Origin of the sequence: Fulvivirga kasyanovii, from assembly GCF_009711405.1 — a bacterium.
Lineage (GTDB): Bacteria > Bacteroidota > Bacteroidia > Cytophagales > Cyclobacteriaceae > Fulvivirga > Fulvivirga kasyanovii.
Genome location: NZ_SMLW01000599.1, coordinates 1 through 25,357, shown reverse-complemented (window position 1 = coordinate 25,357; position 25,357 = coordinate 1). Strand labels below are relative to the sequence as shown.

General features: G+C 42.8%; 20 protein-coding genes. 10 read left to right on the top strand and 10 right to left on the bottom strand.

Going from position 1 to position 25,357, the window contains the following annotated elements:
• Nucleotides 1–56: 56 nt before the first annotated feature.
• From E1163_RS17880 to E1163_RS31285, 5 genes are all read right to left on the bottom strand, one after another.
• The gene (locus tag E1163_RS17880; RefSeq protein WP_155173823.1) at nucleotides 57–680 is read right to left on the bottom strand and encodes a class I SAM-dependent methyltransferase; all 624 of its coding nucleotides are present in this window, start codon (nucleotides 678–680) and stop codon (nucleotides 57–59) included.
• Between the two features lie 135 nt (nucleotides 681–815).
• Complete coding sequence (locus E1163_RS17875) at nucleotides 816–1,679, bottom strand: AraC family transcriptional regulator (protein ID WP_155173822.1); 864 nt, start codon at nucleotides 1,677–1,679, stop codon at nucleotides 816–818.
• 20 nt (nucleotides 1,680–1,699) lie between these two features.
• Complete coding sequence (locus E1163_RS17870) at nucleotides 1,700–3,007, bottom strand: APC family permease (protein ID WP_155173821.1); 1,308 nt, start codon at nucleotides 3,005–3,007, stop codon at nucleotides 1,700–1,702.
• Nucleotides 3,008–3,030: 23 nt separating this feature from the next.
• Nucleotides 3,031–3,438, bottom strand: coding sequence for an NIPSNAP family protein (locus tag E1163_RS17865; protein ID WP_221418028.1), 408 nt, complete (start codon nucleotides 3,436–3,438; stop codon nucleotides 3,031–3,033).
• Nucleotides 3,439–3,652: 214 nt separating this feature from the next.
• Entirely contained in the window at nucleotides 3,653–4,285 is a 633-nt protein-coding gene (locus E1163_RS31285) for a YqaE/Pmp3 family membrane protein (RefSeq protein ID WP_246223757.1), read from the bottom strand.
• Nucleotides 4,286–4,383: 98 nt separating this feature from the next.
• Between E1163_RS31285 and E1163_RS17855 the strand changes: the two genes are divergently transcribed.
• From E1163_RS17855 to E1163_RS17845, 3 genes are all read left to right on the top strand, one after another.
• The gene (locus tag E1163_RS17855; protein WP_155173820.1) at nucleotides 4,384–5,550 is read left to right on the top strand and encodes a THUMP domain-containing class I SAM-dependent RNA methyltransferase; all 1,167 of its coding nucleotides are present in this window, start codon (nucleotides 4,384–4,386) and stop codon (nucleotides 5,548–5,550) included.
• Nucleotides 5,547–7,835, top strand: coding sequence for a patatin-like phospholipase family protein (locus tag E1163_RS17850; RefSeq protein ID WP_246223755.1), 2,289 nt, complete (start codon nucleotides 5,547–5,549; stop codon nucleotides 7,833–7,835). Before E1163_RS17855 ends, E1163_RS17850 begins: the two co-directional genes overlap by 4 nt.
• Before the next feature lie 94 nt (nucleotides 7,836–7,929).
• A complete protein-coding gene (locus E1163_RS17845) occupies nucleotides 7,930–11,304 on the top strand; it encodes a methylmalonyl-CoA mutase family protein (RefSeq protein ID WP_155173819.1) in 3,375 nt (1,124 codons plus the stop codon).
• A 161-nt stretch (nucleotides 11,305–11,465) separates the two neighbouring features.
• On the opposite strand, the gene E1163_RS17840 is transcribed toward E1163_RS17845, so the two are convergent.
• A complete protein-coding gene (locus E1163_RS17840) occupies nucleotides 11,466–12,053 on the bottom strand; it encodes an LON peptidase substrate-binding domain-containing protein (protein WP_155173818.1) in 588 nt (195 codons plus the stop codon).
• Nucleotides 12,054–12,154: 101 nt separating this feature from the next.
• Between E1163_RS17840 and E1163_RS17835 the strand changes: the two genes are divergently transcribed.
• The 3 genes from E1163_RS17835 to E1163_RS17825 all read left to right on the top strand — a co-directional run bounded on the left by E1163_RS17835 (nucleotide 12,155) and on the right by E1163_RS17825 (nucleotide 16,533).
• Nucleotides 12,155–15,565 (top strand): PAS domain S-box protein, encoded by a 3,411-nt coding sequence (locus E1163_RS17835; protein WP_155173817.1) that lies wholly within the window; start codon nucleotides 12,155–12,157, stop codon nucleotides 15,563–15,565.
• 5 nt (nucleotides 15,566–15,570) lie between these two features.
• Nucleotides 15,571–15,981, top strand: a complete 411-nt coding sequence (locus tag E1163_RS17830; RefSeq protein WP_155173816.1) for a response regulator — start codon at nucleotides 15,571–15,573, stop codon at nucleotides 15,979–15,981.
• A gap of 144 nt (nucleotides 15,982–16,125) precedes the next feature.
• On the top strand, nucleotides 16,126–16,533 hold the full coding sequence (locus tag E1163_RS17825; protein ID WP_155173815.1) for an OsmC family protein: 408 nt from the start codon (nucleotides 16,126–16,128) through the stop codon (nucleotides 16,531–16,533).
• Here E1163_RS17825 and hutI read toward each other — a convergent pair.
• Complete coding sequence (gene hutI, locus E1163_RS17820) at nucleotides 16,530–17,786, bottom strand: imidazolonepropionase (RefSeq protein WP_155173814.1); 1,257 nt, start codon at nucleotides 17,784–17,786, stop codon at nucleotides 16,530–16,532. The two genes, E1163_RS17825 and hutI, sit on opposite strands and share 4 nt — an antisense overlap.
• Before the next feature lie 66 nt (nucleotides 17,787–17,852).
• Complete coding sequence (locus E1163_RS17815) at nucleotides 17,853–18,884, bottom strand: hypothetical protein (RefSeq protein WP_343033874.1); 1,032 nt, start codon at nucleotides 18,882–18,884, stop codon at nucleotides 17,853–17,855.
• Between the two features lie 241 nt (nucleotides 18,885–19,125).
• On the opposite strand from E1163_RS17815, the gene E1163_RS17810 reads away from it, so the two are divergent.
• Both E1163_RS17810 and E1163_RS17805 read left to right on the top strand, forming a co-directional pair.
• Complete coding sequence (locus E1163_RS17810) at nucleotides 19,126–20,385, top strand: DUF3667 domain-containing protein (RefSeq protein WP_155173812.1); 1,260 nt, start codon at nucleotides 19,126–19,128, stop codon at nucleotides 20,383–20,385.
• Between the two features lie 221 nt (nucleotides 20,386–20,606).
• Nucleotides 20,607–21,032, top strand: coding sequence for a lipocalin-like domain-containing protein (locus E1163_RS17805; protein WP_155173811.1), 426 nt, complete (start codon nucleotides 20,607–20,609; stop codon nucleotides 21,030–21,032).
• Nucleotides 21,033–21,147: 115 nt separating this feature from the next.
• Here the strand turns inward: E1163_RS17805 and E1163_RS17800 are convergent, their stop codons facing one another.
• Together E1163_RS17800 and E1163_RS17795 are read right to left on the bottom strand one after the other, a co-directional pair.
• Complete coding sequence (locus E1163_RS17800) at nucleotides 21,148–21,657, bottom strand: ClbS/DfsB family four-helix bundle protein (RefSeq protein WP_155173810.1); 510 nt, start codon at nucleotides 21,655–21,657, stop codon at nucleotides 21,148–21,150.
• Entirely contained in the window at nucleotides 21,627–22,136 is a 510-nt protein-coding gene (locus E1163_RS17795; RefSeq protein WP_155173809.1) for a DinB family protein, read from the bottom strand. Before E1163_RS17795 ends, E1163_RS17800 begins: the two co-directional genes overlap by 31 nt.
• Before the next feature lie 521 nt (nucleotides 22,137–22,657).
• Here E1163_RS17795 and E1163_RS17790 point away from each other — a divergent pair.
• The gene (locus tag E1163_RS17790) at nucleotides 22,658–23,827 is read left to right on the top strand and encodes a hypothetical protein (protein WP_155173808.1); all 1,170 of its coding nucleotides are present in this window, start codon (nucleotides 22,658–22,660) and stop codon (nucleotides 23,825–23,827) included.
• A gap of 17 nt (nucleotides 23,828–23,844) precedes the next feature.
• On the top strand, nucleotides 23,845–25,357 hold a 1,513-nt coding region (locus tag E1163_RS17785; protein ID WP_155173807.1), incomplete at its 3' end, for a BCCT family transporter.

Here is a 25,357-nt window from a genome sequence, read left to right as displayed (position 1 = left end):
AAATGGCAGATACCTTACGTATCCCCTCAGTTTTAACCGTTTCTTAAAGTTTGATATTATTTCTTCCTCCCTACAAATCGGATCACCGAACTTTTCCCGTTATGAAATAGCCCTTCGTTCAAAGTCACTTCCCTTTCTTCCAGTTCCAGAATTTCATAATTGACAAAATCAGACCTTAGCTCCTCAACAGAAAACAGTGACTCTATATCCCTTGGCCCTCCGGCCCTTTCATTTTTCATCCTGTATTCCAGGTGGTTCTTGCTGAAAGCCTCAAAAATTATAGTACCTCCCCTAGCCAGGTATTTATCGAGTAACTTATGGTAGTCCGATTTGATATTGGCAGGAAAATGGGCATAAATAAGTGCAATAGCATCAAACTGCCCATCTTCATAGCCCAGCTCTGGCAACTGACCGACCTGGTAGTCGAGTGTTACATCATGTTCATTTGCTAGTTGCAGAGCTTTGTTTTTACCTTCTATACTTATATCGAAGGCAGAAACTTTCCAGCCGAGCCTTGCAGCATACACGGCATTCCGCCCTTCACCTTCCGCCGCAAAAAGTATTTTCCCTGCTGCCAGCTTTTTCAACTGTTCTTTCAAATAGCTGTTAGGTTGCTTACCATAAGCATACGCTTTATTTCTAAACCTTTCGTCCCAATACTTCTGCCATGAGTTTTCCATTTTTCTTACTTTATGTGATAAATAAAATCTAGTGTAAAATATCTTTCCTCGAAGTGCCCTCGAGAATTGAGGTTTATACAAAACTAAAAAGCAAGAATGGCGGGTATGTAGGACAAAAATGAAGTTGGGCAGGACTTATTTAAAATTCTGACGATATGCCTCAGGTGAGGAACCTGCATGTTTTTTGAAAAACCGGATAAAGTAAGAGGTGTCTGAATACCCAAGCTCAAGGGCTATCTCGTTGACCCTGTTAGTTGTAGCCAGTAAATTTCTTTTGGCTTCAAGTACTATCTGTTCATTAATGAGTTGTGAACAGGTTTTTCCCAGTGTCTCTTTGGTTATTGCATTGAGTTGGTAAGGCGTAAGGTGCATCATATCAGCATATTTGCCCACCTCCTTGCACGTTGTAATATGAGTTTCCAACAATACCATCAGGTCGTCAAGGCGTTGCTGTGCATATGAACTGCCTGCTTTTGTACTGCTTTCTGTACTGCTTTCTGTACTGTGACCTTGCCTCAGCAATTGGATGAAGAAAATTTCCAGGTTTGCTTTTATGACCTGCTTGTATCTCTCCTGCTTTTCTTCATGCTCCATAAAAACACACGACAGGCTAGCCATCAGTTTATCAAACCCGTCAGGACCAAACCTATAATGATTTTTACCACTTACTTTTCTGAGGACCTGATCCGCAGGCTTCGCAACAGGAGAATAAAAATCAGCATTAAACTGCATTAAATAGCCTGTAGAACCTCTCCTGAGTGTGAGCTGATGTACTTGCCCCGGCCGCATAATAAAGACTGTACAGTCATGGACAGGGTACGGGACAAAATCAATGCTATGCTCTCCTTTGCCCTTTTGAAGAACCAAAACAAAAAAGAAATTGTGCCGGTGCAGCTCCTGTACCATGTCTCCCCCGGAAAGTAACTCTTCAACACTCCTGATGACCAGGCCCTCTGAAAACCTGGGTTCATTGATCGTCCTGACCGGGATTTTCTTCATGTGTAAATTGTAATTTTCAATTACTGGTATTGCTTACCGGAAGGCTTTTTTACTCTGGCTTTTTCCACCCTTTTATAAATCCATTCCATTGCAAAGCACCCAACAACGATAGAAACGGAGATAATAACACTTAGTTTATTGGAAACAAATTGCTGCTGTACCAATACAAACAACGCTACAGCACAGAGCACAAAACCTACAGCAGGAACTACCTTGTTTCCCATGATTTTATCTGACAACCTGAATCCGGCCAGGTTCACAACTGCAAAGATCAGCAAAAAGCCGACACTGCCGGCAGTAGAGATACTTTCCAGATTGAGGGAATTGGTCAATACTAAGGTAGCAATCGCGGTAATTAACAACCCGACAGGCTGGTTCCATAACTTATAGGTTAGTTGATGAGGAAGCTCATCATCCTCTGCTATTTCAAAGCTCACCCGGCTACCACCGTACAACGAGGCATTGATTGCAGAAAAAGTGGATATCAATGCCGCTACTGTAATGATCGAGAAGCCAATTTTCCCTAACATAGGCCTGGCTGCCTCGGCAAGCACGTAGTCCTGAGCTGTGGCAATTTCCTTGAAGGGCAGTGAACCAACAGTGACCACAGCAATGATGAAGTATAGCAGGATCACAAAAACTATTGAATAGTAATAGGCTTTAGGTAGATTTTTCTCTGGGTTTTCAATATCAGGGGCCGCATTGGCGATAAGCTCAAAACCTTCGTAAGCCACAAAGATCACCATCCCGCCAGTCAGCAGCATAACAGGTGACTCCCAATCGCCAGGGGCTAGCTGTTCCAGGTTTGGGTTACCTACTAATCCGTAAATACCTATTCCCACAAACGACAGCAGAATTATCAGCTTTATGATCACTGCATAGGATTCAATAGCCCCAACTACCTTTATGCTGTAATAGTTAACGGCCGAAGCCAATATAATTATACCTGATGCATACACATGAAAGTCTGTTTTTCCACCACTTATCTTCAACAGGTTTGGTGCATAAGAGCCAAAGGCAGAAGCATATAACGACAACATGATGATATAGCTAACCCAAAGCAAGTTGTTAATCCCGCCACTAAAGACTGTTTCACCAAAGCCCTGATTGATGAACCGAACAGTTCCTCCTCTGTCAGGATAAGCAATGGAAAGCTTGACGTAACTGTATGAAGTTATTAATGCCAAAAGCCCGGCAAAAAGAAATGCAACCGGGGTTCCGCCTTTAGCCAGCGAAACAGCTAACCCTAAAACAGCGAAAATGCCTCCACCTACCATTCCGCCAATACCAATAGACATGGCTTCCTTGAGTCCAATTTTCTTGTTCATCCCTATGTAAAGGTTTATAGGTTTTAATTAAAAACCGGTCTCATAAACGACCGTTCATAACTGATAATGCACCGGGTATCGTTCGCGTACTGAAAGGCTTCCAGGCAGTCCTTATCGCTCTTGCTATCCGTTCTGTATTTTTCATAATCAGCCAGGGAGTCAAAGCTAAATAAAGCGATAGCTATGTTGTTTGGACCTTCATCAGGTAAAAAATACCCATGGTGAACACCTCCAAATTTATTGACCAGCGGAATCCATGTTTTAGCATAATGCTCAAATTCCTTGAGCTTGTAAGGATCAATAACATACTTCAGGTAGCAGGTAATCATATTTTTAATTGTGATGGTGTACGTAATGGATGGGGCTTTGGCCAAATGACCGGGGTAAAGGTAGGAAAATTTAAAGAACCTTAAGAAGGTTTTAATGGTCATCCGATGAGTGTCTCAGTTTGGCACAGCGCAGCCCCTCCCTTTTAGTTTAAATCCAGGTAGCCTCATCGGATGACTGAAGCACGTATTCCTTGATTCAGTAGTTGCTAATCTTGGTCAGTACGCATTGTGTGGTGGCCTACTATGATTGCAGTTCGGTTAAATAAAAAAACCGACCATTTCTGATCGGCTCTACTTTGTTCTGAAACATCAAAAACTATCTAAAGTGGTTATGGACAACTATTAAAGAGTAGATCATGCCGGGGATGAAGAACAGTATTGTCAGCAGCAGGCTGATCCAGAATTTGTCAATTACCCCATAGGTAAGGCCCACTGCCAGCGGAGGAATGATCACAGCCAGTATCATCATGAGCACGTACTGGTCGCTGGCATTGTGGTCTCTGATCTCCCTGATCTCTTTTTTTATTTCTTTCTTTATCTCCTTTTTGGCTTTCTTCTTGGCCCTTTTAAGCTCCTTTTTCATTTCCTTTGACTCAAGTTCTGACGCCTTGATATCATCAATCTTTTCTTTGTGCTTCTCTACAAGTTTGGTTATCGATGGGCTTGGGGCCACCGGAATAGCTTTTTCACTGCTAACGATATATTGATCCATTTGAGGTGCTTCTGGTTCCGTATAATCTGTTTTGGCGCTTATACGGGAAACAGCCTCCTTCTCTTCATTATTATCATAGTTTCCAGGATCAGCTTTTTCAGTATTTGCCAGTTGTTTATCGGGTTTATAAAAATTATCCGTTTTTGTAAAATGAGCTCCGTATTTGGGAGCACAGGAGTAAAATACCAGAAGCAAAGCGCATCCTAGTAATAATTGTATAGCGGTAAACTTTTTCATGGCGGTATTTATTAGTTTTACAACTTATTTGATACTAATAAATACAATCATCTTTGCAGAATGTTCATCAAGAGCACCTTCAAGGAACTCCAAACTTTATGAATACTTCAAAAATTGTAATTACCTGCTCACCGCGTGTGGCACCACATCTGGAAATGGAAGTACAACAGCTCGGTTACAGCACCACTAAAACCGACCACCAGAGTGTGGAGCTTTCGGGCACCTTTGAAGATACATTAAAGTTGAACCTGCACTTAAGAACGGCCAATCGGGTGTTGTTCCACGTAAAATCGTTCAGGGCCGACCATCCTGACCAACTGTACAAGCGCCTCAGGAACATCCCCTGGGAAGAATACTTCGATGCTGACGGTTACATCAGTATCAAAAGCTTTGTCAGCAACCGCTTTATTCAGGATGTCAGGTTTGCCAGCCTGCGCGCTAAAGATGCTATTGTAGACCGCTTTGTCGATAAATTTGGTAAAAGGCCTGATTCGGGCAAAGACCTTTCACAAACCGTGTTGTTCCTGCACTGGACAGACGAAAATGCCAGTATTTACATTGACACCTCAGGAGAAACCATAGCCAAGCATAGCTACCGCAAAATACCCATGAAAGCACCCATGATGGAATCATTAGCATCAGCCACAATAATGGCCTCTCAATGGGATTACAAGAGCCACTTCTTAAATCCTATGTGCGGCAGTGGCACGCTGGCCATTGAAGCCGCGATGATGGCAACCCGTCGGGCACCAGGCCTGATGCGCGATAACTTCGGCTTTATGCATGTAAAGCTTTACAAGCCCGAAGTGTGGGAAAAGCTAAAAAGAGAAGCGGAAAGCAAAATCAAAAATGACGTTGATTTTAAGATCATAGCCTCAGACCTCAACCCCGAAGCTGTAACTGCCGCCCAGCGCAATGCCCGTGAGGCCGGTGTCGAGCATTTGATCGAATTCCACACCGGTGATTTCAGGGACATCCCAATCCCGGAACCTAAAGCGGGCGTTATATTCATTAACCCTGAATACGGCCAGCGACTGGGGGAAGAAGAAAAACTGGCCGGAATATACCAGGAGATTGGTGATTTTTTCAAAAACAAGGCACAAGGCTATACCGGCTATATCTTTACAGGAAATATGAACCTGGCCAAAAAAATCGGGCTGAGAACCCGGCGCAGAATAGAATTTTACAACGGCAAAATAGATTGTAGACTTTTGGAATACGAACTCTATGCAGGCAGCAAAAAAAGTATTAACTTAAGTAAATGATCAAGAAGTTGCGCAGGATAGCAGAGGCAGTCTACTATTCTTTTCCGGTTAGGTTGTTGTTGAATCATTTTAAGAGAAATCACGTCCTGCTGATCTGCTGGGTGATCCTCTTCGCTATTATTTCAGGTGGTTTTGGCAATTATCTTGGCATCCCTTATTTATTCCTCGACCCCGTTTACATGAACAAGGTGAACTTCTTCAGCTTCTTCATTATGGGCATTGTAATAGCAGGCTTTAGCATTGCTTTTCATATCACCACTTATATCAACGACGGTCACAGGTTTTCCTTTATAGGCATACAATCCAAGCCATTCACTATTTTCAGCCTCAACAACAGCATTATCCCTTTCGCATTTCTTTTCTGCTATGTGACCTTCATCATACAATACCAGGTTTCCAATGAGTTTGTGGAAGACGACATGCTGCTCCGCAACCTGCTGGGGCTACTGCTTGGCTATGTAGGAATGACCATCCTGCTCTTTACCTATTTCTGGTTTACCAATAAAGACATCTTCAAATACGTAGTCTGCAAGGTAGATGAAAAATTGAAGCAGAACATAAAAGTAACACGGGCCAGTGCTATGAAAAAGCTAAACATAGCCAAGAAAAAGCAGAGCCGTGTAGACCACTTCCTCAACCTCAATTTTGCTTTTCAGAAAGCTGAGGATGACAAAGGCTTTTACGACCGCAATACCATACTGCAGGTATTTGACCAAAACCATTTCAACCTGGTCATTATAGAGCTGTTCATCTTCCTGCTCCTTCTTATTATGGGTATTTTCAAAGATTATGAAGCTTTTCAGCTACCGGCAGCCGCAAGTTTTACCCTGCTGCTCACCATCTTTGTGATGTTCGTAGGTGCATTTTCCTACTGGTTTGGCAGTTGGTCATCTACCTTTGCTTTAGTCATTATCATTATTATTAACGGCCTCGTTAAAGAGGGTTATTTTAACAAAACGTACAAAGCCTTTGGCCTTGATTATGCTACCGAGCCTGCACCTTACAACATTGACCAGATAGAGGCACTCAACAGTATTGAAAACCGGGAAAAGGACAAAACAGAAACCCTCCAAATACTCAACACCTGGCGTAATAAATTCCCGCAGGATAAGAAACCTAAAATGGTTTTCCTTTGTGTGAGTGGTGGCGGACAGCGGGCAGCCTTGTGGACGCTTAATGTTTTGCAATATACCGATAGCCTCACCAACGGGCAGTTGATGAAAAATACAATGCTCATTACGGGAGCCTCAGGAGGTTTGATTGGTGCCAGCTACTACCGGGAGCTTTACCTGAGAGGTTTGAGCGACAAAAGTGTTGACCGGCATGCCCGGGAATATCAGGATAGAATTGCCAGTGATAATCTCAATGCCATTATTTTCAGTCTCCTGATGAACGATGCTTTCGTAGGTTTTTCAAACTTTGAGTACAATGGTTTGGAATATGACAAAGACCGGGGGTACGCCTTTGAAAACCAGCTCAATAAAAACACAGAGTTTGTACTCGACAAACCTTTGATCGCATATCGTGAGCCTGAAAAAAAGAGCGAAATACCCATGATGATCATGGCACCTACTGTAATCAATGATGGTCGTAAACTATACATTTCCCCTCAGCATATTTCCTACATGATGGACCGCTCCGACTCAACTTATGGAGGCGAAAAGCTGAGCGGAGTGGAGTTCCTCAGACTTTTTGAGAATCAGGGCAGTGAAAATCTCAGGTTCCTGTCCGGTCTGCGGATGAGTGCTACTTTCCCGTACATAACTCCCAATATCACCTTGCCCAGCGATCCTCCTATCGAAATTATGGATGCCGGGATCACTGATAATTTTGGTGTGTCGGATGCCATCAAGTTCCTCTTTGCCTTTAAAGACTGGATCCATGAAAATACCAGCGGAGTGGTATTCGTTTCCATCCGTGACTCCGAAAAGAATGGCTCCATAAGCAAAGAAAGCCACTTATCGTTGTTTGAAAGGTTTTCCATGCCTATAAGCAGCATTTATCAGAACTTCGAAAGCCTGCAGGACATCACCAATGACAGCAAAATGGAGTATGCCCGCGAATGGTTTCCCGGCAACATTGAGCGTATTGACATTGAATATATCCCCCGTGAATATGCAAAGGAAAACCTGTCTACGGCGGACAGCCTGCGCATGGAAAATGTAAGAAGGGCTTCCCTGAGCTGGCGACTGACCCGAAGGGAAAAACAGAGCCTGATAGAAAATATCCACACCTATAACAATGAAAAGGCCATCCAGGAACTAAAATCACTATTAGAGCAGTAAGGGGGCATACATCCTAACTAATGATTGTTAGCAAAATCACGAATTATTCGATAATTTTGCGACACAATTTTGAATAGGAACACCCTAAAATATAATGAAGCAAACAGCCCCTTACAAACCCAAAAACAAAGTACGAATTGTTACTGCAGCCAGCCTCTTTGATGGCCATGATGCCGCTATCAACATCATGCGAAGGATCATTCAGGCTACCGGATGCGAGGTAATACATCTCGGTCACGACAGAAGTGTTGAAGAGGTAGTGAACACTGCTATCCAGGAAGATGCCCAGGCCATAGCCATGACGTCTTACCAGGGAGGCCATACAGAGTATTTCAAATACATGTATGACCTGCTAAAGGAGAAAGGGGCCAGCCACATCAAGATCTTCGGTGGCGGAGGCGGTGTTATCCTGCCAGAAGAAATTGAGGAGTTGCACCAGTACGGCATTACCCGCATCTACTCCCCCGACGATGGCAGGTCTATGGGACTACAGGGAATGATTAACGATATGGTGGAGAAATGCGATTTCCCAACTGGAAATAATCTGAACGGTGAAGTCAAACACCTCCCTGAAAAAGATCCCAAAGCCATTGCACGCCTGATCTCTGCTGCGGAGAATTACCCTGAGGAATCTGCTCCGGAATTTACGGAGGTGCATAAAAAAGCAGAAGCCGTAAAGATCCCGGTACTGGGTATTACAGGCACCGGTGGAGCTGGTAAATCTTCACTGGTTGATGAACTAGTACGTCGTTTCCTTATCGATTTTGAGGACAAAACCATAGCCATAGTTTCTGTAGACCCCTCTAAAAGAAAAACCGGTGGTGCCCTTTTGGGTGACAGGATCCGGATGAACGCTATCAAAAACAACCGTGTTTATATGCGTTCGTTGGCTACAAGGCAGTCTAACCTTGCCCTATCCAAGCACGTGGCAGAGGCCATCCAGGTACTAAAGGCTGCGGAATATGACCTGATCATACTGGAAACATCAGGTATCGGCCAGTCAGACACCGAGATCACTGACCACTCCGATGTGAGCCTTTACGTAATGACCCCCGAATACGGAGCAGCTACCCAGTTAGAAAAAATTGATATGCTTGACTTCGCCGATGTCATTGCCATCAATAAATTTGATAAGCGAGGCGCACTTGATGCCCTGAGGGATGTTAAAAAGCAATATAAGCGAAACCACGGCCTTTGGGAAACCAAAGACGAAGACATACCTGTATTCGGCACTATCGCTTCGCAGTTCAACGATCCTGGCATGAACAGGCTCTATAAAGAGATCATGGATGTGATCGTAAAAGAGACCGGCGCAGAGCTAAATTCTACGTTTGAGATCAGCAACGAGATGTCGGAGAAGATCTTTGTTATACCTCCCAAAAGGACACGTTACCTTTCTGAGATTGCCGAAAACAACAGAAACTACGATAAGTGGGTAAAAGACCAGGGCGAGGTAGCCCAGAAACTCTACAGCATCAGAAAGTCCATAGATACGCTCAAAGAATCGGATATAGAAGATAAAGACAGGCTGATCAAAGGACTGGAAGAGTCTTATGAAAAAGTAGCTTTGGATTTTGACCCTCGTAATAAAAAGGTGCTGGACGAGTGGTCAGAGAAAATTAGTAAATACAAAGAACCCGTTTATACATTCAGTGTTCGTGGAAAAGATATTTCCATCAAAACACACACCGAATCGCTCTCGCATAGCCAAATTCCGAAAGTGGCCGTACCACGATATGAGGCCTGGGGCGACCTGCTCAAATGGAGCCTTCAGGAAAATTTCCCCGGGGAGTTTCCTTACACCGCAGGTATCTATCCGTTCAAACGTGAGGGAGAAGACCCTACCCGTATGTTTGCCGGAGAAGGCGGGCCAGAAAGAACTAACCGAAGGTTCCACTATGTGAGCCTTGACATGCCGGCAAAGAGGCTGTCCACGGCTTTCGACTCGGTAACGCTGTATGGTAATGACCCTGACCACCGCCCCGATATTTACGGAAAGATTGGTAACTCAGGAGTTTCCATTTGCTGCCTCGATGATGCCAAAAAGCTTTACTCAGGCTTTAACCTGGCCGATCCTAAAACTTCGGTCTCCATGACCATCAACGGTCCTGCTCCTATGCTATTGGGTTTCTTCATGAATGCCGCCATTGACCAGCAGTGTGAGATTTACATCAAGGAAAATGGCCTGGAAAAAGAGGTTGAGCAGAGGATCAATGAGATTTACAAAAAGGACCAGCGCCCGGCTTACCAGGGCAAGCTGCCCGATGGCAACGATGGCCTGGGACTAATGCTGCTCGGTGTTACCGGAGACCAGGTGCTGCCAAAAGATGTCTATGAAAAGATCAAGAAGGAAACGCTTAGTGCTGTAAGAGGCACTGTACAGGCTGATATCCTGAAAGAAGACCAGGCACAGAACACCTGTATATTCTCAACCGAATTCGCCCTGAGGTTGATGGGGGACGTTCAGGAGTATTTTATCAATAGAAATGTCAGGAACTTCTACTCAGTATCTATCTCAGGATACCACATAGCTGAAGCCGGGGCCAACCCGATCACACAATTGGCGTTTACACTCGCGAATGGTTTTACCTACGTGGAGTATTATCTGAGCCGTGGCATGGATATCAACAAGTTTGCGCCTAACCTTTCATTCTTCTTCTCCAACGGTATCGACCCTGAATACGCGGTCATCGGCCGGGTAGCCAGAAGGATCTGGGCAAAGGCCATGAGGGAAAAGTATGGCGCTGATGCCAGATCACAAATGTTGAAGTACCACATCCAGACATCAGGACGATCATTGCACGCTCAGGAGATAGATTTCAACGATATCCGTACTACGTTACAGGCACTTTACGCCATCTATGACAACTGTAACTCACTGCATACCAATGCTTATGATGAGGCCATCACTACTCCTACGGAAGATTCTGTACGTCGTGCCATGGCTATCCAGTTGATCATCAATAAAGAACTCGGGCTGGCCAAAAATGAAAACCCACTCCAGGGATCGTTTATTATCGAAGAGTTGACCGATCTTGTGGAAGAGGCTGTATTGACAGAGTTTGACAGAATAACAGAAAGAGGTGGTGTACTTGGTGCCATGGAAACCATGTACCAGCGTAGCAAAATACAGGAGGAAAGCCTGCATTACGAAACTCTCAAACATTCTGGCGAGTACCCGATCATCGGAGTCAATACCTTCCTCAGCTCCAAAGGTTCACCTACAGTGATCCCTCAGGAAGTAATCAGGGCTACAAAAGAGGAGAAGGAATACCAGATAGAAATGCTGGGCAGGTTGCACAAACATTATGAGCAGAAGGCAAGCGAAGAGTTGAAAAAGGTGCAGCAAAGCGCTATTCAAAATGACAACATCTTTGAATCCCTCATGGAAGCCTGTAAAGTTTGTTCGTTGGGGCAGATTACTGATGCCTTGTTTGAAGTGGGCGGACAATACAGAAGGAATATGTAACGTAATGTAAAGCAATAAGTAAGGCCTTTCGGATCGACCGGAAGGTCTTTTTTATGGATAGGAAAGAATCATTTGGTAAGCTTTATATTGCAAGCTTAATTTCCTGATCCGTTTTACTCCACCAATTTTTCAATCCCTTTATTTTAGCTCCAGCCGAAGGGTCAGTTAAGAAAGAAGTTATTTTTATGCAGCCTCTCCTGCTCCAGAATAAACCTTTGATATTTCAGGCGTTCCCTGAGAAAACTTTCCCGCTTTTCCCTGGTAAGCAATTTCAGGTATTTGAGCCGGTCGCCTATATCCAGGTTCAGCTCGTTGGCAATATCATGGATATCAAATGACCCAACATCCGTTATGTTTTTAAGGGTCATAAAATCTTTGAATTCTTCTGAAAAGCTATTACTGACTTGCAGATGCTCATTGGCGTTTAACATATACACCTTGCCCCCCGGATATGGGTTTGGCAACCATTGATTGTAGTACCTGGTCAGCAAAAAGGTGTCGACGCACTTGGTTACAATATCAGATTCCCCGGTATCGTAACGTTTTAATATGCCCTCAAGTCTCATTAATGCTCCTACTCGATCCGTGTTTAGCCCATGGGTGTAGTAGATCCCAAATTTCACATCCTTCTCTTCTACATCCTTTAAAAGTTGCCGGTAGCGAAATTCAAATATGTGCAGCGGGATCAGTTCATTAGGAAGTGGAAGAATTGATAAAGGAAAGACAGGTATTTCAACTAATTGCTCCATTAATTACTTAACATCGCGGTTCAACTAAATGTTACGGAAACTGCGATAAGAATACTCTTTGGTTATGGTATTTTTGTACGTTTTTTTCTATATTTCTAAAGATGCCTGCCAAGAAAGAGTATTATGAACATCTTGAAAAATCCTATTCTCCGATGCCTGCAGTAAAAGAGAGTGGAAATTTGGGCTTGTGGAGCTGGTATGCGGGCGAGGACCTGCTCATGTTATCATCAACATGCAGAGACTTACTGGAGGCTCCTCACTCCCGCCTTCAAAACCTGCAGGACCTGATAGATCTTCTGAATGCAGATGACCGTAGCAACTTCCGTAAAAGCATAGATGACACATTGAAAGGAAACTCCGGGTTTTCATTAGAAGCAAGAATAAAAACATCTTCAGGAACTACTAAAAGCTTATCCTTTTCAGGGGATTGTATTTTAGATTCACACGAAAAAATTGCAGGCATAGCCGGTATCTGTTATGAGTTTACTGAAAATAACAAGCGGCCAATAAGTCAGGCACTCTACCAAAATGAGGAGTTTACTGCTAAGCTTCTGGAGCATTCCCCTAACGCGCTGCTTATACATACTTCCGAAGGTACCATTCTCTACGCCAATCCATCGACCGCTGAACTTTTAAAAGCCCCTTACTGGCAGGATCTCCTCGGCCAGTCAATCCGGAAATTCATTAAAAAAGAAGACCATCCAGCCATGGAGAAGCGGATACAAACCACTTTGGAGTCCGGTAGTGCCGCTCCAAAGCTGGAACAGGTATTCATTTGTACAGATGGCTCCCACATTACTGCAGAGTTGGTAACCATACCCTTTGAGTGGAAGGACCAAAGGGTTATTTTATCCGTAATCAGGGATATAACCGAGCAAAAGAAATACCTCAAATCTCTAAAATCATCTGAGGAGAACCTTAAAGAGCTGATTAAAAGCACCCCTCTTTCCCTGGCCATGCTTGACAAAGACATGAACTATGTAGCCTGTAGTGCAAAATACCTGGAAGACTGGTGGGTTAAAGATGAGGAGATGGACATTGAGAAGATCGTAGGATTGAACCACTACGAAATTTTTGAAGATGTACGGGAAGACTGGAAGCACCTGCATAAAAAGTGCCTTGAAGGAGCTACCATCTTTAAGGAAGATGATTTTTTTATTAAGGCTGATGGCAAAAGGGAATGGATCCGCTGGCAGAATTCTCCCTGGAGGGATTTTGACGGTACAATCAAAGGGATCATCATTTTTACAGAATTCATTACCGAGCGGAAGGAAAGTGAAGAACTGATCAAGGAAAGCCAGGCCAAGCTCAGTACCCTGCTGGAAAATCTGCCTGGAATGGTCTATGGCTGTAATAACGACCCGGACTGGACCATGAATTTTGTAAGCAATGGTGCCATTGAACTTACCGGTTATACACCTGAAGAATTTTTAACAGGAGATGACCCCATCTCCTTTAAGAAAATTACCCATCCTGATGACGTGGATTACGTTTGGAGAAAAATCAGGGAAGCTCTGGAAAACCAGGAGATATTTGAGATACACTACAGGATATTTACTAAAGGCGGTGACATCAAATTTTTATTCGAACGTGGGCAAGGTGTATTTGATAAAAACGGCAAAATGCTGTCACTGGAAGGGATAATACTGGATGTTTCGAAACAGAAAGCGATAGAAGACCGGCTTAGAAAAAGTGAAGCCAACCTTTTAGAAGCCCAGCGGGTGGCCAGCCTGGGCAGTTGGGAGTACCATGCAGAGACCGGTGAGTTGCTATGGTCCGACGAGTATTACAGAATATGCGGACTGGAACCCGGAAAGATTACACCCTCTTTTGAGTACTGCATAGAAGTGCTGCACCCGGAAGACAGGAAAAAAGCCAAAGAGGCATTTGACTATGTACTGAAAAAGAAGAAACCTTACCAACTCGATGCACGCATTATCAGAAAAGATAATGAAATAAGATACGTTACCTACAGGGCAGAACTCATTACCGATGTAGATGGCAACCCGGTAAAAGTTGTCGGCTCCATACAGGATATAACTGACAAAAAGAAAGCGGAGTTAGACCTGAAGGAAAGCGAAAACCGCAACAGGGCACTGTTAAGTGCTTTACCTGATATTATTTTCATTCTAAATGTTGATGGCACTTATCTGCACTGCCAGGTACCCGACAGGTCTATACTTTTACTTGCCCCCGAAGAACTTATTGGCAAAAACGTCAAAGAATTGTTTGCTCCCGAAATTGCAACCGAGTTTATTACCAAGTTTAAAGCCGCACATGATGAAAATATTATTCAGACCGTAGAGTACTCGCTCAATATTGATGGTGAGGAGATGTACTTCGAAGCCCGGATAGTAAAATATAAGGCCAAGCAGGTAATGGCCGTTATTCGTGATATCACCAAAACCAAAAAAAGTGAACTTGAGGCCAGAGAGTCTGAAAAAAGGTTTTATAAAGCTTTTCACATCAGCCCGATACCGATCACAATATCGCACATCGAAACCGGCGATCTGTTGGAAGTGAATGATAAATTCCTGCAACTGGTCAATATGCCCAGAGAGGAAGTAGTAGGCTCCTCCGCCATCGATCTGGGTTTTTGGGCCGATGCGGGTGATCGTGCAGCCTTTGTAAAGGAGCTGTATAAAGAGGGCAAGGTCTATGGCTTCGATGGGCGCCTGAGTACCCGCGACAACAGGGTAAGGGATGTAATCCTATCTGCTGAGATGATCAGCATTGATCACAAGAACTGCATACTGTTGATGATCTTTGATATTTCAGAGCGTAAGCAGGCTGAAAATGCGCTTATTAGCCTTACCGAGGAACTAACCGCATCAAACCATGAATTAAGGCAGTTTGCCTATATCACCTCACACAACCTACGCGCCCCGGTAGTCAATATTGATACATTGCTACAATTCATCGACAAGCAAGACCTCAGCAATCCCGGAAATGCCGAGGTTCTGGAAAAAATTGAGACCTCTGTAGACCAGTTAAAGTCTACACTTAACGATATTATTCAGCTTGTGGCAGTTAAGGAAACCCGCAACGAACCCGATGAAAAGATCTATTTCAAGGATATTTTCGACATTGTTACAACCAGTCTCTCCTCGCAGATCTCACATTCAGGAGCAGAGTTAAGGTTTGATATCAGGGAAAAGTATATTATGTTCAAAAAACCACTTCTTGAAAGTATCGTTCAAAACCTGATATCCAACGCCATTAAATATAAAAGTGAAAAACCTTTACAAATAGATGTTAAAACTTACACCAAAGGTGAATACATTTGCATGTCGGTTAAGGATAATGGAAAAGGGATAGACCTTGCACTTTATAAAGACAGGCTATTTGGAATGTACCAAAGGTTTCATGAGGATATAGAAGGTAAGGGGCTGGGGCTTTACATCATCAAATCCCAGATTGAATCTATGGGAGGAAAAATAGAAGCAGAAAGTGAACCCAACGTCGGATCCGTTTTTAACGTTTATTTTAGAATACATAAAGATCAGAATTGAGGATAATGACAAAAGTGAAGAGCATTCTAATTATAGATGATGATGATGTTTCCAATTTCATTTACAAAAGGGTAATAGAAACTACCCGGACTGCTGACAAAATTACCACATTTATCAGGGCACGTGAAGCTTTGGAGTACCTGGAAAAGACTGCAGACTCTTCACCTGAAGATTTTCCCGATATTATTTTCCTGGACATCAATATGCCTGTAATGAATGGTTGGCAATTCCTTGAAAAATATGAGACCAGCTTTCAGTCTAAGCTCAAAAAAAGACCGGTACTGTGCATGCTTAGTTCATCAGTATACCAGGAAGACATCTCCAAAGCCTACACTTATACTGATGTCAAAGAATATATTTCCAAGCCGCTCACCAGCCAGATCATGACTAACCTCATACAAAAGCACTTCAGCTAGCCTGTAAGGTTTTGTTAGTTACTACTGGTTCTAACTGTAGGTTCTTCATCATAACCTTTAACATCCGGGAATTTCAGCTTAATTTTAGCCATCTTAAATGAATAAAATTCTCAATTACTCAACACTAACATCTCAATACAAAAAATGAAAACTGTTACCACCACAAGATACGTATCAGACTATGAATATGAAGCCACTAACTCGCAGGGGCTCAAAGTAAAAATTGACATGAAAGACCAGGGCAAAGCAGACCAGTCACCCATGGAGTTGGTGCTGTCGGCGCTTTCTGGTTGTGTTGCTGTTGAAGTAGCCCTGATGATCCAAAAAAGAAGAAAAACTTTAGTTGATTTTGTGATCGAGGCTGAAGGTACAAGAAGGGACGAAGCCCCTAAATATTATACTGATATACATCTTAAGTTTATCCTCACCTCTCCGGATGCCAATCAGGAGGAACTGGAAAAGGTAACAAAGCTTTCCCTTGAAAAGTATTGCTCAGTAGCCTCTTCACTCAAGGCCAACATTACTTTCAGTACGGAAATAGTAAGAAGTTAAACGGCATCAAATAATCCTTTATTGATTATCTCACCGTTGAGAATGGTAGTATGCACGAGGTTAGAACCAAAGGCATACGGCATAAAGGCGTAGGACGGCATCTCGTTTGTAATAAACACGTTGGCCACCTTGCCTTTGGTAATGCTACCATACTCACCCTGAAGCTCCAGGGCATAGGCGGTGTTGATTGTAGCAGCATTAATGGCCTCTTCGGGGGTCATTTTCATTTTTATACATGCCAGCGATAGCATCAACGGCATATTACCACACGGTGCACTTCCCGGGTTGTAATCTGTAGCCAGTGCCAGCGGCAGCCCGGCATTGAGCATATCCCTGGCCGGCGGGTAGGATGTACCCAGAAAGAAGGCCGCTCCGGGCAACAATGTCGGCATTACATGGGTACCCTGCAGTGCCTTGATCTCCTCCTCGCCCATCGCTTCCAGGTGGTCTACACTAACCGCTCCTGTTTTTACACCAACTTGTACTCCACCCGAAATATGTAATTGGTTGGCATGGATCTTCGGCTTCATGCCAAACTTTTTGCCGTGTTCCATGATATCTTCTGTCTCTTCCGGTGTAAAGAAGCCCTTTTCACAAAATGCATCTATGTAATCGGCCAACCCTTCCTCTGCTATGGCCGGGATCATTTCTTCTTTGATCAGTTTGATATAGTCGTTGCGGTCTGAGTATTCCTTAGGTATGGCATGTGCCCCTAAGAACGTGGTCTTTACTTTAAGCGGGCTGCTCTCTCCTATCCTTTTAGCCACACGCAGCATCTTGATCTCATCCCGGGTGGTCAGGCCATATCCGCTTTTGATCTCCACCACCCCTGTACCGAACCTGATGATCTCCTGCGCCCTAACCATAGCTCGCTCAAAAAGCTCGTCCTCTGTGGTTTGCTGTAGTTTTTTGGCCGAATTGAGGATGCCTCCTCCCTTGGCCGCTATCTCGGCATACGACATGCCCTTGATCTTGTAAACAAACTCCTCCTCACGACTGGCTGCAAACACCAAATGGGTGTGTGAGTCTACAAACGACGGAAATACAAATCTGCCAGACGCATTGATCACCTCATCGGCATCAATAACAGGCATATCTGCCATATATCCAAAATCTTCAATCTTGCCATTTTTCAGGTGCAGGAAGGCATTTTCAATTACCGGCAAGTCTGCCATATTTTTACCCGCCACCCATTTCGGGCTGGTATTTCTGACTTGCACAAGACCTTTGATATTTTGAATAAGTATCTCCATACCACAAAAATAAAAAAGGCTGATACTTCATGGTACCAGCCTTCGCATTAATTTCAATATTTTATGTTATTTACCGAATGCTTCGACAGAATAGTCAAGATTTGTACTGTAAACCGGGAAACTGATCTTGATCAAGGCATAAAAACCCTGGCCTTTAACTCCCGGCCTGATGCCTACCTCACCTCCATAGCCCCAGCTCAGTGTTCTGTTAAATTTCCCATCCAATCCGGCCCTGAACCCAAACATATTGGTATCCAGCACATCAGCAGAGAATGTCCTGCCATCTACACGAATATCATCAAGGCCAACTGAAGGCGCAATGATAATATCGAAGAAAGCCGTAAGGATAAGATCATCCACACCTTCCTGATACTTGTTATCAAAGTCAACAGCAACATTACGTATCCAGGTCATTGATCCTCCAAGATAAAGGCCTGCCACATCCATGCTGGTAAAAACCTTCAGGTCTTCAGGCTCTCCATTAGGGTCCTGCCCCACAGGTATCGGGTTTCCAAGCTCGTCCTGAAAAATATCCATAGTTTTATCCTGGGCATCCAGCAATCTGTTTACATCGATACCCGTATCAAATACTACCCCTCCAAGACGGGCTCCGTATATCTTCCTCACCTTACAGGGTATCTCAGCGCTCAAAGGTACTCGTGCCGCCCATTTGTCTCCTCTGTAGCTCTTCTTATACAAATACATTTTGGTTTTGGAGCTCTCATCAAAATCTTTGATATGATAGGTTCCTCCAAACTCATAATAGTTAAAAATAGCTACCTCATTGGTTACTTCGCTATTCTTATCCGCAATATCCCTTGTGAGATCAAATTTTTTCGAATAGGTCTTTCTGGCATGCGCCCTGAAATGCATTTTATCCCGGAGGAAGTATGTGGCCTCCAACCCGAAACCTGCATTGACGTTGGCCTTCCATAACTCACCGTAAATAGGCTGAAACTGCACAAAAAGAGTGTTTATAGCGTATGGTTCATCATACAGTTCTTCGTAAGTTACGGGTTGCTGGTCCCTTCTTTTTTGAGCATGTGTGACCACTGCCGCAAGAAGAAAAATTGTAGAAAAAATGAGAGACTTTTTCACTGTGATCAAATTAAAAAATAGGTTTACCAACCGGACACAAGTTAATCAAAGATATAAAAATAATAAAATTTGCGATACAAAAGCGATTTTTTTCATGCTCAACGTTGCATTGGTCCTCTACCGCACCTCCAATATATGTGTTTCAAGCCCGGAAGGTAACTAAATAATTGAGGATTTGCCCTGTTCTGCCTCGTTACAATTATAATTTTTTAATAATTTGCAGCCCCATATAAATCGTGTAATGAAAATAAGAAGAAAGACCAATCAATGCTTCAATTGCGGATATACACTTGATCAGGTTTACAACTACTGCCCCAACTGCGGGCAGGAAAACAATGACAACAATGTATCTTTCGGCACCCTTGTCGGTGATTTTTTCAGTACATACTTTGCTGTGGACGGCACATTCGGGAGAAGTGTTATGCCTTTCTTTTTTAAACCCGGCTTCCTTACCAACAGGTACATCGCAGGCCAAAGGGTCAGCTACGCACACCCACTCAGGCTATATCTGATCATAAGTCTGTTCTACTTCTTCGTGTTTGCCATGGTTGGCAAAAAAATAGTTACTGACCAGGCTGACAACCAATCTATTATTGAGAGCAGTTATAGCCTCAGCGACATTGACGGTCTTGATCGCGAAACCCGGAAGAAACTCAAGAAGCTCGTGCCTAAGGAAACTTTAACAAAAATGAAAGATGAACTTGAGGGCGAAGATTTAAAAGACCTGCAAAAAGTAGTTCACGACAACCTTTCCCAGGAAGACATCGAGTCTTTAAAATCGGAATTGACACCAAGCCAACTTGTATTGCTTGGTATTTTTGTGCCTGACAGCCTGTTGGCTGCCGTACATGCTCCCGACTCGTTGACCTCAACAGATACCGTGGCCGCAGCACCCACAAAGGCCGCTCTTACTGATAAAAAGAGCAAGGAAGATAACGCTTCAATATTTGTACAGATAGACTGGAAGCTAATCACAAAACTTAAAGACAATCGCAAAATCAGTGATCAGCAAATACTGGACTCGATGAACCTTAAAAACCCCTCTCCTTTTGAGGAACATATTGCCATGCAGTCCATACGGGTAATGAGGGCCGGTAATGAGCAAATCGTGGACTATATTCTTAAAAACCTGCCATTGATGATGCTTATCCTTATCCCTATCTTTGCTTTGACACTCAAACTTCTGTATATCCGCCAGAAGAAAGGCTTCTACATTCATCACCTCATACATGGGCTTCACTTACATTCCTTTGCCTATCTGGCTTATGGATTGTGCCTTTTGATCATGATCTATGGAATTGAAAATGAAAGCATGCAGACTACGGTCGGGTTCATCGGTTTCCTGATCGTATCTACCTATGCTTACTTCTCATTTCTGAGAGTATACCAACAGCATTGGTTCAAGACCCTGATAAAATTTAACATTGCCGGGTTTATCTACATGTCCTGCATCAGTATATTTCTGGCGTGTGAAATGTTGCTGTCAATGTTGCTTTACTAGCCCGGCCTTTATTTCCTGTGACCGATAGACGATGCACCTGGATCTGATACTGCTTTTGTTGATGGATTGAACGGTTAGTACAGTCACCTCAACTTCCAAAATAGTTCACGGATAATAATTTTATTAAATTACCAATGTTAATTTATACTATTTGGAGCATTAAATAATATTTACCATCTTTATATTAGGTAATCGTTGTTTAGGCATTATAACTATAAAATATGAAAGGTTTCAAATTGATCTTAGTTGGCCTGGTCATGCTCTGGGCCTGTGATAAAGAGGAAAGTGTATTAGACCCCAAATTGATTACTGGCACATGGAAGCTTGAAAATGTCACTTTCAATGGAATCGATGGGGGAGCCATTAATGATTGGGTAAGTACCTCTGCCATTCTGCAAGTCGATGATAACAAACATTACTATCGCAACTACGTCGGTGGAGAGTGGAACATTAATAACAGAAAACTCATTCTTGATCCGGGTGACAGGTTGCCCGAATTTTATTGGGAATACGAAATACTTGAATTAACCAAAGAAACACTTAAAGTAAAAATCCTTTTGTCAGAAACACAGTATTGCTGTGACTTTGATCAATTTGAAAATGATGATGTGCTAGTTATTATCGAAACCTACAAGAAATCTGAATAGCACATTGCCATATTTTCTTTTTCATCAACTTTTGCTGATAGCTATTAACCAGTCCTAACACAGTCAAACGGTCAGAGAACCTTCAGAAATTCAGCTTGATCCTTCATCCCAGTTATTAAAAAGCCTGCACTTTTTTACATTTCTTTATCAGTTTCAAGGCCCAGTCATAATGGCTGGAGGTAGCCGAAATCAGGTAAGAACCCAATGAGGTAGAGCCAGTCCACTTGTAACGTTTCTTTTCAAACAACTCTTCGTCAGTGTGTTTTTCTATTACCTCCTGTAATTCGGAGAACGAAGCTTTGAGCATTTTCCTAACACCCGCTAAGTCAACATTGCTGTATTTTTCCCAAATCTCTCTATTCAATTCCGGTACGGTCTTCCATGTGTAGCCCTTAGCCGGCATATCGGGCATTTCGCCTCGCATTCCTGTATGGTACCATTCCAGCATCATTAAATGCCAGTGATGCAGATGAGCCAGTACGTCCCGGATGTTCCGGTTCATGGTTCCTTTAGGGAATTCTGCTTCCCTTTCTTCTTCAGAAAATGAGTCAACATATTCATTGAGCTTTTTAAAGTTAGACTGACTCAGTTCGGTCAGCTCTTTTTTGTTTTTTGGTCTGGGCATAGCTTTTTGTTTAGGTCTTTAAGATGTTTACCGATATGGCTTGTTACAACTTCTAAATGTTCAAGCCTGGAATAGCTTCTCGATCCCTGTTTATAAGGTATCAGGCTTATTGATGTATCGAAGATATATTCATTGATAATTTCTTGCGCTTTCCTGAGCCTCTCAATCAATTCTTCTATGGAAACTCCTCTGTTCGAATCAACACTTTGCCGGTTTACCTCAGCCAGTGAGCCCTTAAGTGGGTTAGGTTTTCGTTTTTCTGAGGCATCTTTCAGGTTCCTGGCAAAGCTCTCATGCCAAAACACCAAATGCCCCAGCACATCTCTGGCGGACCAAAGCGGATAAACCATCTGGTTGAAATCCAGACCACCTCCATAGAAACCGGCAAGCTCTTCCACTTTATTTTGCAGAAGTTCAAGGGCATGGGCAATTCCGCCTTGTACCTGACCAGAACCTGTTTTTGGGCTGCTTCGTATCATAGCCCTAATTTCTGTATATCAGCAGTATGTTTTAACCTTTGCAGGTCATTTTATAAGGTGATGTTTGTCAGTATAACTAAAAGGGATCAGGGATTAATCTGCTTAACCTTAGTGACAGTCAGTGCGGGTAGGTTTGATAAAAACAAGTAAGGATAAGCAGAGTATTTTTGAGCCTATCAGATTTTCTCAAAGGGTATTGTTTGAAAGAAGATGAGGTACAAAAGAAAGCCTGGAGACAAAGTGATTTACAATTAGTCTTGCCACATTTTCACAGATTCTCACCTGATCAGTTACTTATCCAAGTAAAAATTCTTAACTTGCATGTTTTTAATCAATTAAAATTCAATCATTTATATCATAAGAGTTCATTTTTTTAAAATTTTTCACAGAATGCATATTCCTTTTTCTTATTCAATATTCTAATGTAATACTGCCCCATTTTTATAGTTTTCCCCATGTAACTATCCTGGCCGATTATTAGCCTGCGAATTTTTTAATAACAAGTTACACTATTAGTATTCATGAGTTTTAAATCTATTTTTATTGGATGTATATCCTATCTTCTACTTATTCAATATTCAAGCGCACAAGACAAACCAGAGATTGATATCGGAGGTGCCCTCCGCTTTAATTACAACCTTTCCACCTGGAAAGATGGGCAAAAGAGCAGAGGAGGTGATTTTGGTTATGATGTATTCCGCATCAATGCAAAAGCCAAATATAAGGGTGTAAAATTAAACGCAGAGTATCGTTTATATGCCGCTGATTTTGGTGGCGGGATGCTCAAGCAGGGTTGGATCGGTTATGATTTTAATGACACGGACAACCTACAAATAGGCCTTACACAGGTACCCTTTGGTATAACACAGTATAACTCTCATAATTGGTTTTTTAGCATCAATTACTATGCAGGCCTGGAAGACGACCATGACATGGGCATGAAGTATTCTCACAAAGGCGAAAAAGTAGATTACGCCATAGCTTTTTTCAAGAACGCCGAAGAAATGAGTTTCGGGAGTTACTCCGACCACTCGGATAGCAGGTACTCCTATGACATTGCATCCAAGGATCTGGACGGGGATGGTGCACCGGACTTAAGAAATAAAGAAGTCAACCAACTCAACGGAAAAATCAATTACAAACTTGGTCAGGAAAAGACCAAACATAAGCTGGGTGCTTCTGCTCAATATGGAGGGGTAGAAAATTTGGACACGAGAAAAATGGGCAAGCATTATGCCCTCGCCATGCATTATGAACTGAGTGCAGGTAAATTCGATTTAAAAGCTCAGATCTCCAAGTATAAAATTAATACAAAAAACCCATCTGACGAGCCCGATAATATTGTAGCCATGACGGCGTACGGGTATCCCTATTTCATAGCTGCTGAAGCTAATACTTACACCTTAGGAGTCGGCTATAATATTCCAGTGGAATGGGGGCCAGTTTCAAATATTCAAATCTACAACGACTTTGGGTATGTAGATAAAGCCGGGGAAAATTTTGCAGAAACCATTATGAATGTAACCGGGGCACTGATCACGGCAGGAAATGTTTACACCTATGTTGATTTTGCTTCTGGCAAAAACATGCCCTGGCTCAACCCCGATTTTAATAATTCCCTGGCACAAGGGTCTGCGACATCAGATGACTGGCATTTAAGGTTTAATGTGAACATAGGTTATTACTTCTAAAAAAGTAAAATAGAATTATGAGTAAAATAAGAAGCGATAAAAAAACATTTTTAGGTATTAAGGCCAATGGAACTGTATTTGTAACATCCCTGCTGATTGTTGCAATATTAGTGGCCACTACATTGATTGTAGGTAAGCCAATGGAAAAGTACTTTTCCAGTATTCAAACCACAGTGGCCAACAATGTGGGCTGGTTCTTTATTATGTTGGTAAACGGGCTATTGATCTTTAGCCTATTCTTAGGTTTTGGGAAGTTTAAGTATATCCGAATCGGAGGAAAGGATGCGGAGCCGGAGTTTACCAAGTCAGGCTGGTTTTCCATGCTGTTTAGCGCAGGTATGGGGATAGGCTTGTTATTTTGGAGTGTTGCAGAGCCTATCTTTCACTTCGGCAGCAATCCGTTTTTGGAGGATCCGGAGAACAAGGTAGAGGCTGCCAAAGCGGCCATGGGGGTTACCTTCCTGCATTGGGGAGTTCATGCCTGGGCTTTATATGCAGTGGTAGGTGCTGCACTGGCATTTTTCACCTTCAACCGTAAATTGCCACTGACTATTCGCTCTGTTTTCCACCCCATCTTCGGAGATAAAATTTACGGTTGGATTGGCGATGTTATAGATATTATTTCGGTAATCGCTACTCTATTCGGTCTGGCCACATCCTTAGGATTTGGAGTTCAGCAGGTGAATGCTGGATTAGCATACTTATTTGATTTTGAAATTAGTAGCACCGTACAGGTTATTTTAATCATCGTCATTACTTTCTTTGCTACTTTATCCCTCATTCTGGGCATTGACAAAGGAATCAGGATGCTAAGTGAATGGAATATGCGACTGGCGATATTTCTTTTGCTGTTTTTGTTACTCGTTGGGCCTACGCTATTCTTACTAAAATCCTTTGTGCAAAATATGGGACACTATGCCTATGAATTTTTTGAATTAAGCTTCTGGACCAACTCCTATCAGGGAGTCGGAGAGGAAAAGAACTGGCAAAACTCATGGACTGTATTCTACTGGGCCTGGTGGATATCATGGTCTCCTTTTGTAGGCATTTTCATTGCCCGTATATCTAAAGGAAGAACCTTGCAAGAATTTATTTTAGGCGTTTTACTGGTCCCCACAATATTGACTTTCTTATGGCTGTCTGTATTTGGCGGAAGCGCTATATACCAGGAGCTTATGGGTAATCCTTCAATTTCAGAAGCAGTGAATGACAATGTAGCTACAGCCATTTATTATTTACTGGAACAATACCCCTTGACTTCATTTGCGTCTATTGTTACCGTTCTGCTGGTAGGAAGCTTTTTTGTGACCTCCTCGGATTCAGGATCGTTTGTAGTTGATATGCTTACTTCCGGAGGAAGGCATGATGCCCCTAAAGGACAAAAAATATTTTGGGCTTCTATGGAAGGTTTAATAGCCTCCATTTTATTAATAGGTGGAGGGTTAACGGCATTACAGACTGCCTCAATTTTGACAGGCCTGCCCTTTGCGCTAATTATTGTTGTTATGTGTTTTTCTTTTTATAAATCAT

Coding starts and splice junctions, on each gene's coding strand:
- E1163_RS17870 (WP_155173821.1), bottom strand. CDS start 3,007: ATGAACAAGAAAATTGGACTCAAGGAAGCCATGTCTATTGGTATTGGC.
- E1163_RS17830 (WP_155173816.1), top strand. CDS start 15,571: ATGACAAAAGTGAAGAGCATTCTAATTATAGATGATGATGATGTTTCC.
- E1163_RS17835 (WP_155173817.1), top strand. CDS start 12,155: ATGCCTGCCAAGAAAGAGTATTATGAACATCTTGAAAAATCCTATTCT.
- E1163_RS17790 (WP_155173808.1), top strand. CDS start 22,658: ATGAGTTTTAAATCTATTTTTATTGGATGTATATCCTATCTTCTACTT.
- E1163_RS17805 (WP_155173811.1), top strand. CDS start 20,607: ATGAAAGGTTTCAAATTGATCTTAGTTGGCCTGGTCATGCTCTGGGCC.
- E1163_RS17850 (WP_246223755.1), top strand. CDS start 5,547: ATGATCAAGAAGTTGCGCAGGATAGCAGAGGCAGTCTACTATTCTTTT.
- E1163_RS17795 (WP_155173809.1), bottom strand. CDS start 22,136: ATGATACGAAGCAGCCCAAAAACAGGTTCTGGTCAGGTACAAGGCGGA.
- E1163_RS17810 (WP_155173812.1), top strand. CDS start 19,126: ATGAAAATAAGAAGAAAGACCAATCAATGCTTCAATTGCGGATATACA.
- E1163_RS17865 (WP_221418028.1), bottom strand. CDS start 3,438: ATGACCATTAAAACCTTCTTAAGGTTCTTTAAATTTTCCTACCTTTAC.
- E1163_RS31285 (WP_246223757.1), bottom strand. CDS start 4,285: ATGAAAAAGTTTACCGCTATACAATTATTACTAGGATGCGCTTTGCTT.
- E1163_RS17855 (WP_155173820.1), top strand. CDS start 4,384: ATGAATACTTCAAAAATTGTAATTACCTGCTCACCGCGTGTGGCACCA.
- E1163_RS17825 (WP_155173815.1), top strand. CDS start 16,126: ATGAAAACTGTTACCACCACAAGATACGTATCAGACTATGAATATGAA.
- hutI (WP_155173814.1), bottom strand. CDS start 17,786: ATGGAGATACTTATTCAAAATATCAAAGGTCTTGTGCAAGTCAGAAAT.
- E1163_RS17800 (WP_155173810.1), bottom strand. CDS start 21,657: ATGCCCAGACCAAAAAACAAAAAAGAGCTGACCGAACTGAGTCAGTCT.
- E1163_RS17875 (WP_155173822.1), bottom strand. CDS start 1,679: ATGAAGAAAATCCCGGTCAGGACGATCAATGAACCCAGGTTTTCAGAG.
- E1163_RS17845 (WP_155173819.1), top strand. CDS start 7,930: ATGAAGCAAACAGCCCCTTACAAACCCAAAAACAAAGTACGAATTGTT.
- E1163_RS17880 (WP_155173823.1), bottom strand. CDS start 680: ATGGAAAACTCATGGCAGAAGTATTGGGACGAAAGGTTTAGAAATAAA.
- E1163_RS17840 (WP_155173818.1), bottom strand. CDS start 12,053: ATGGAGCAATTAGTTGAAATACCTGTCTTTCCTTTATCAATTCTTCCA.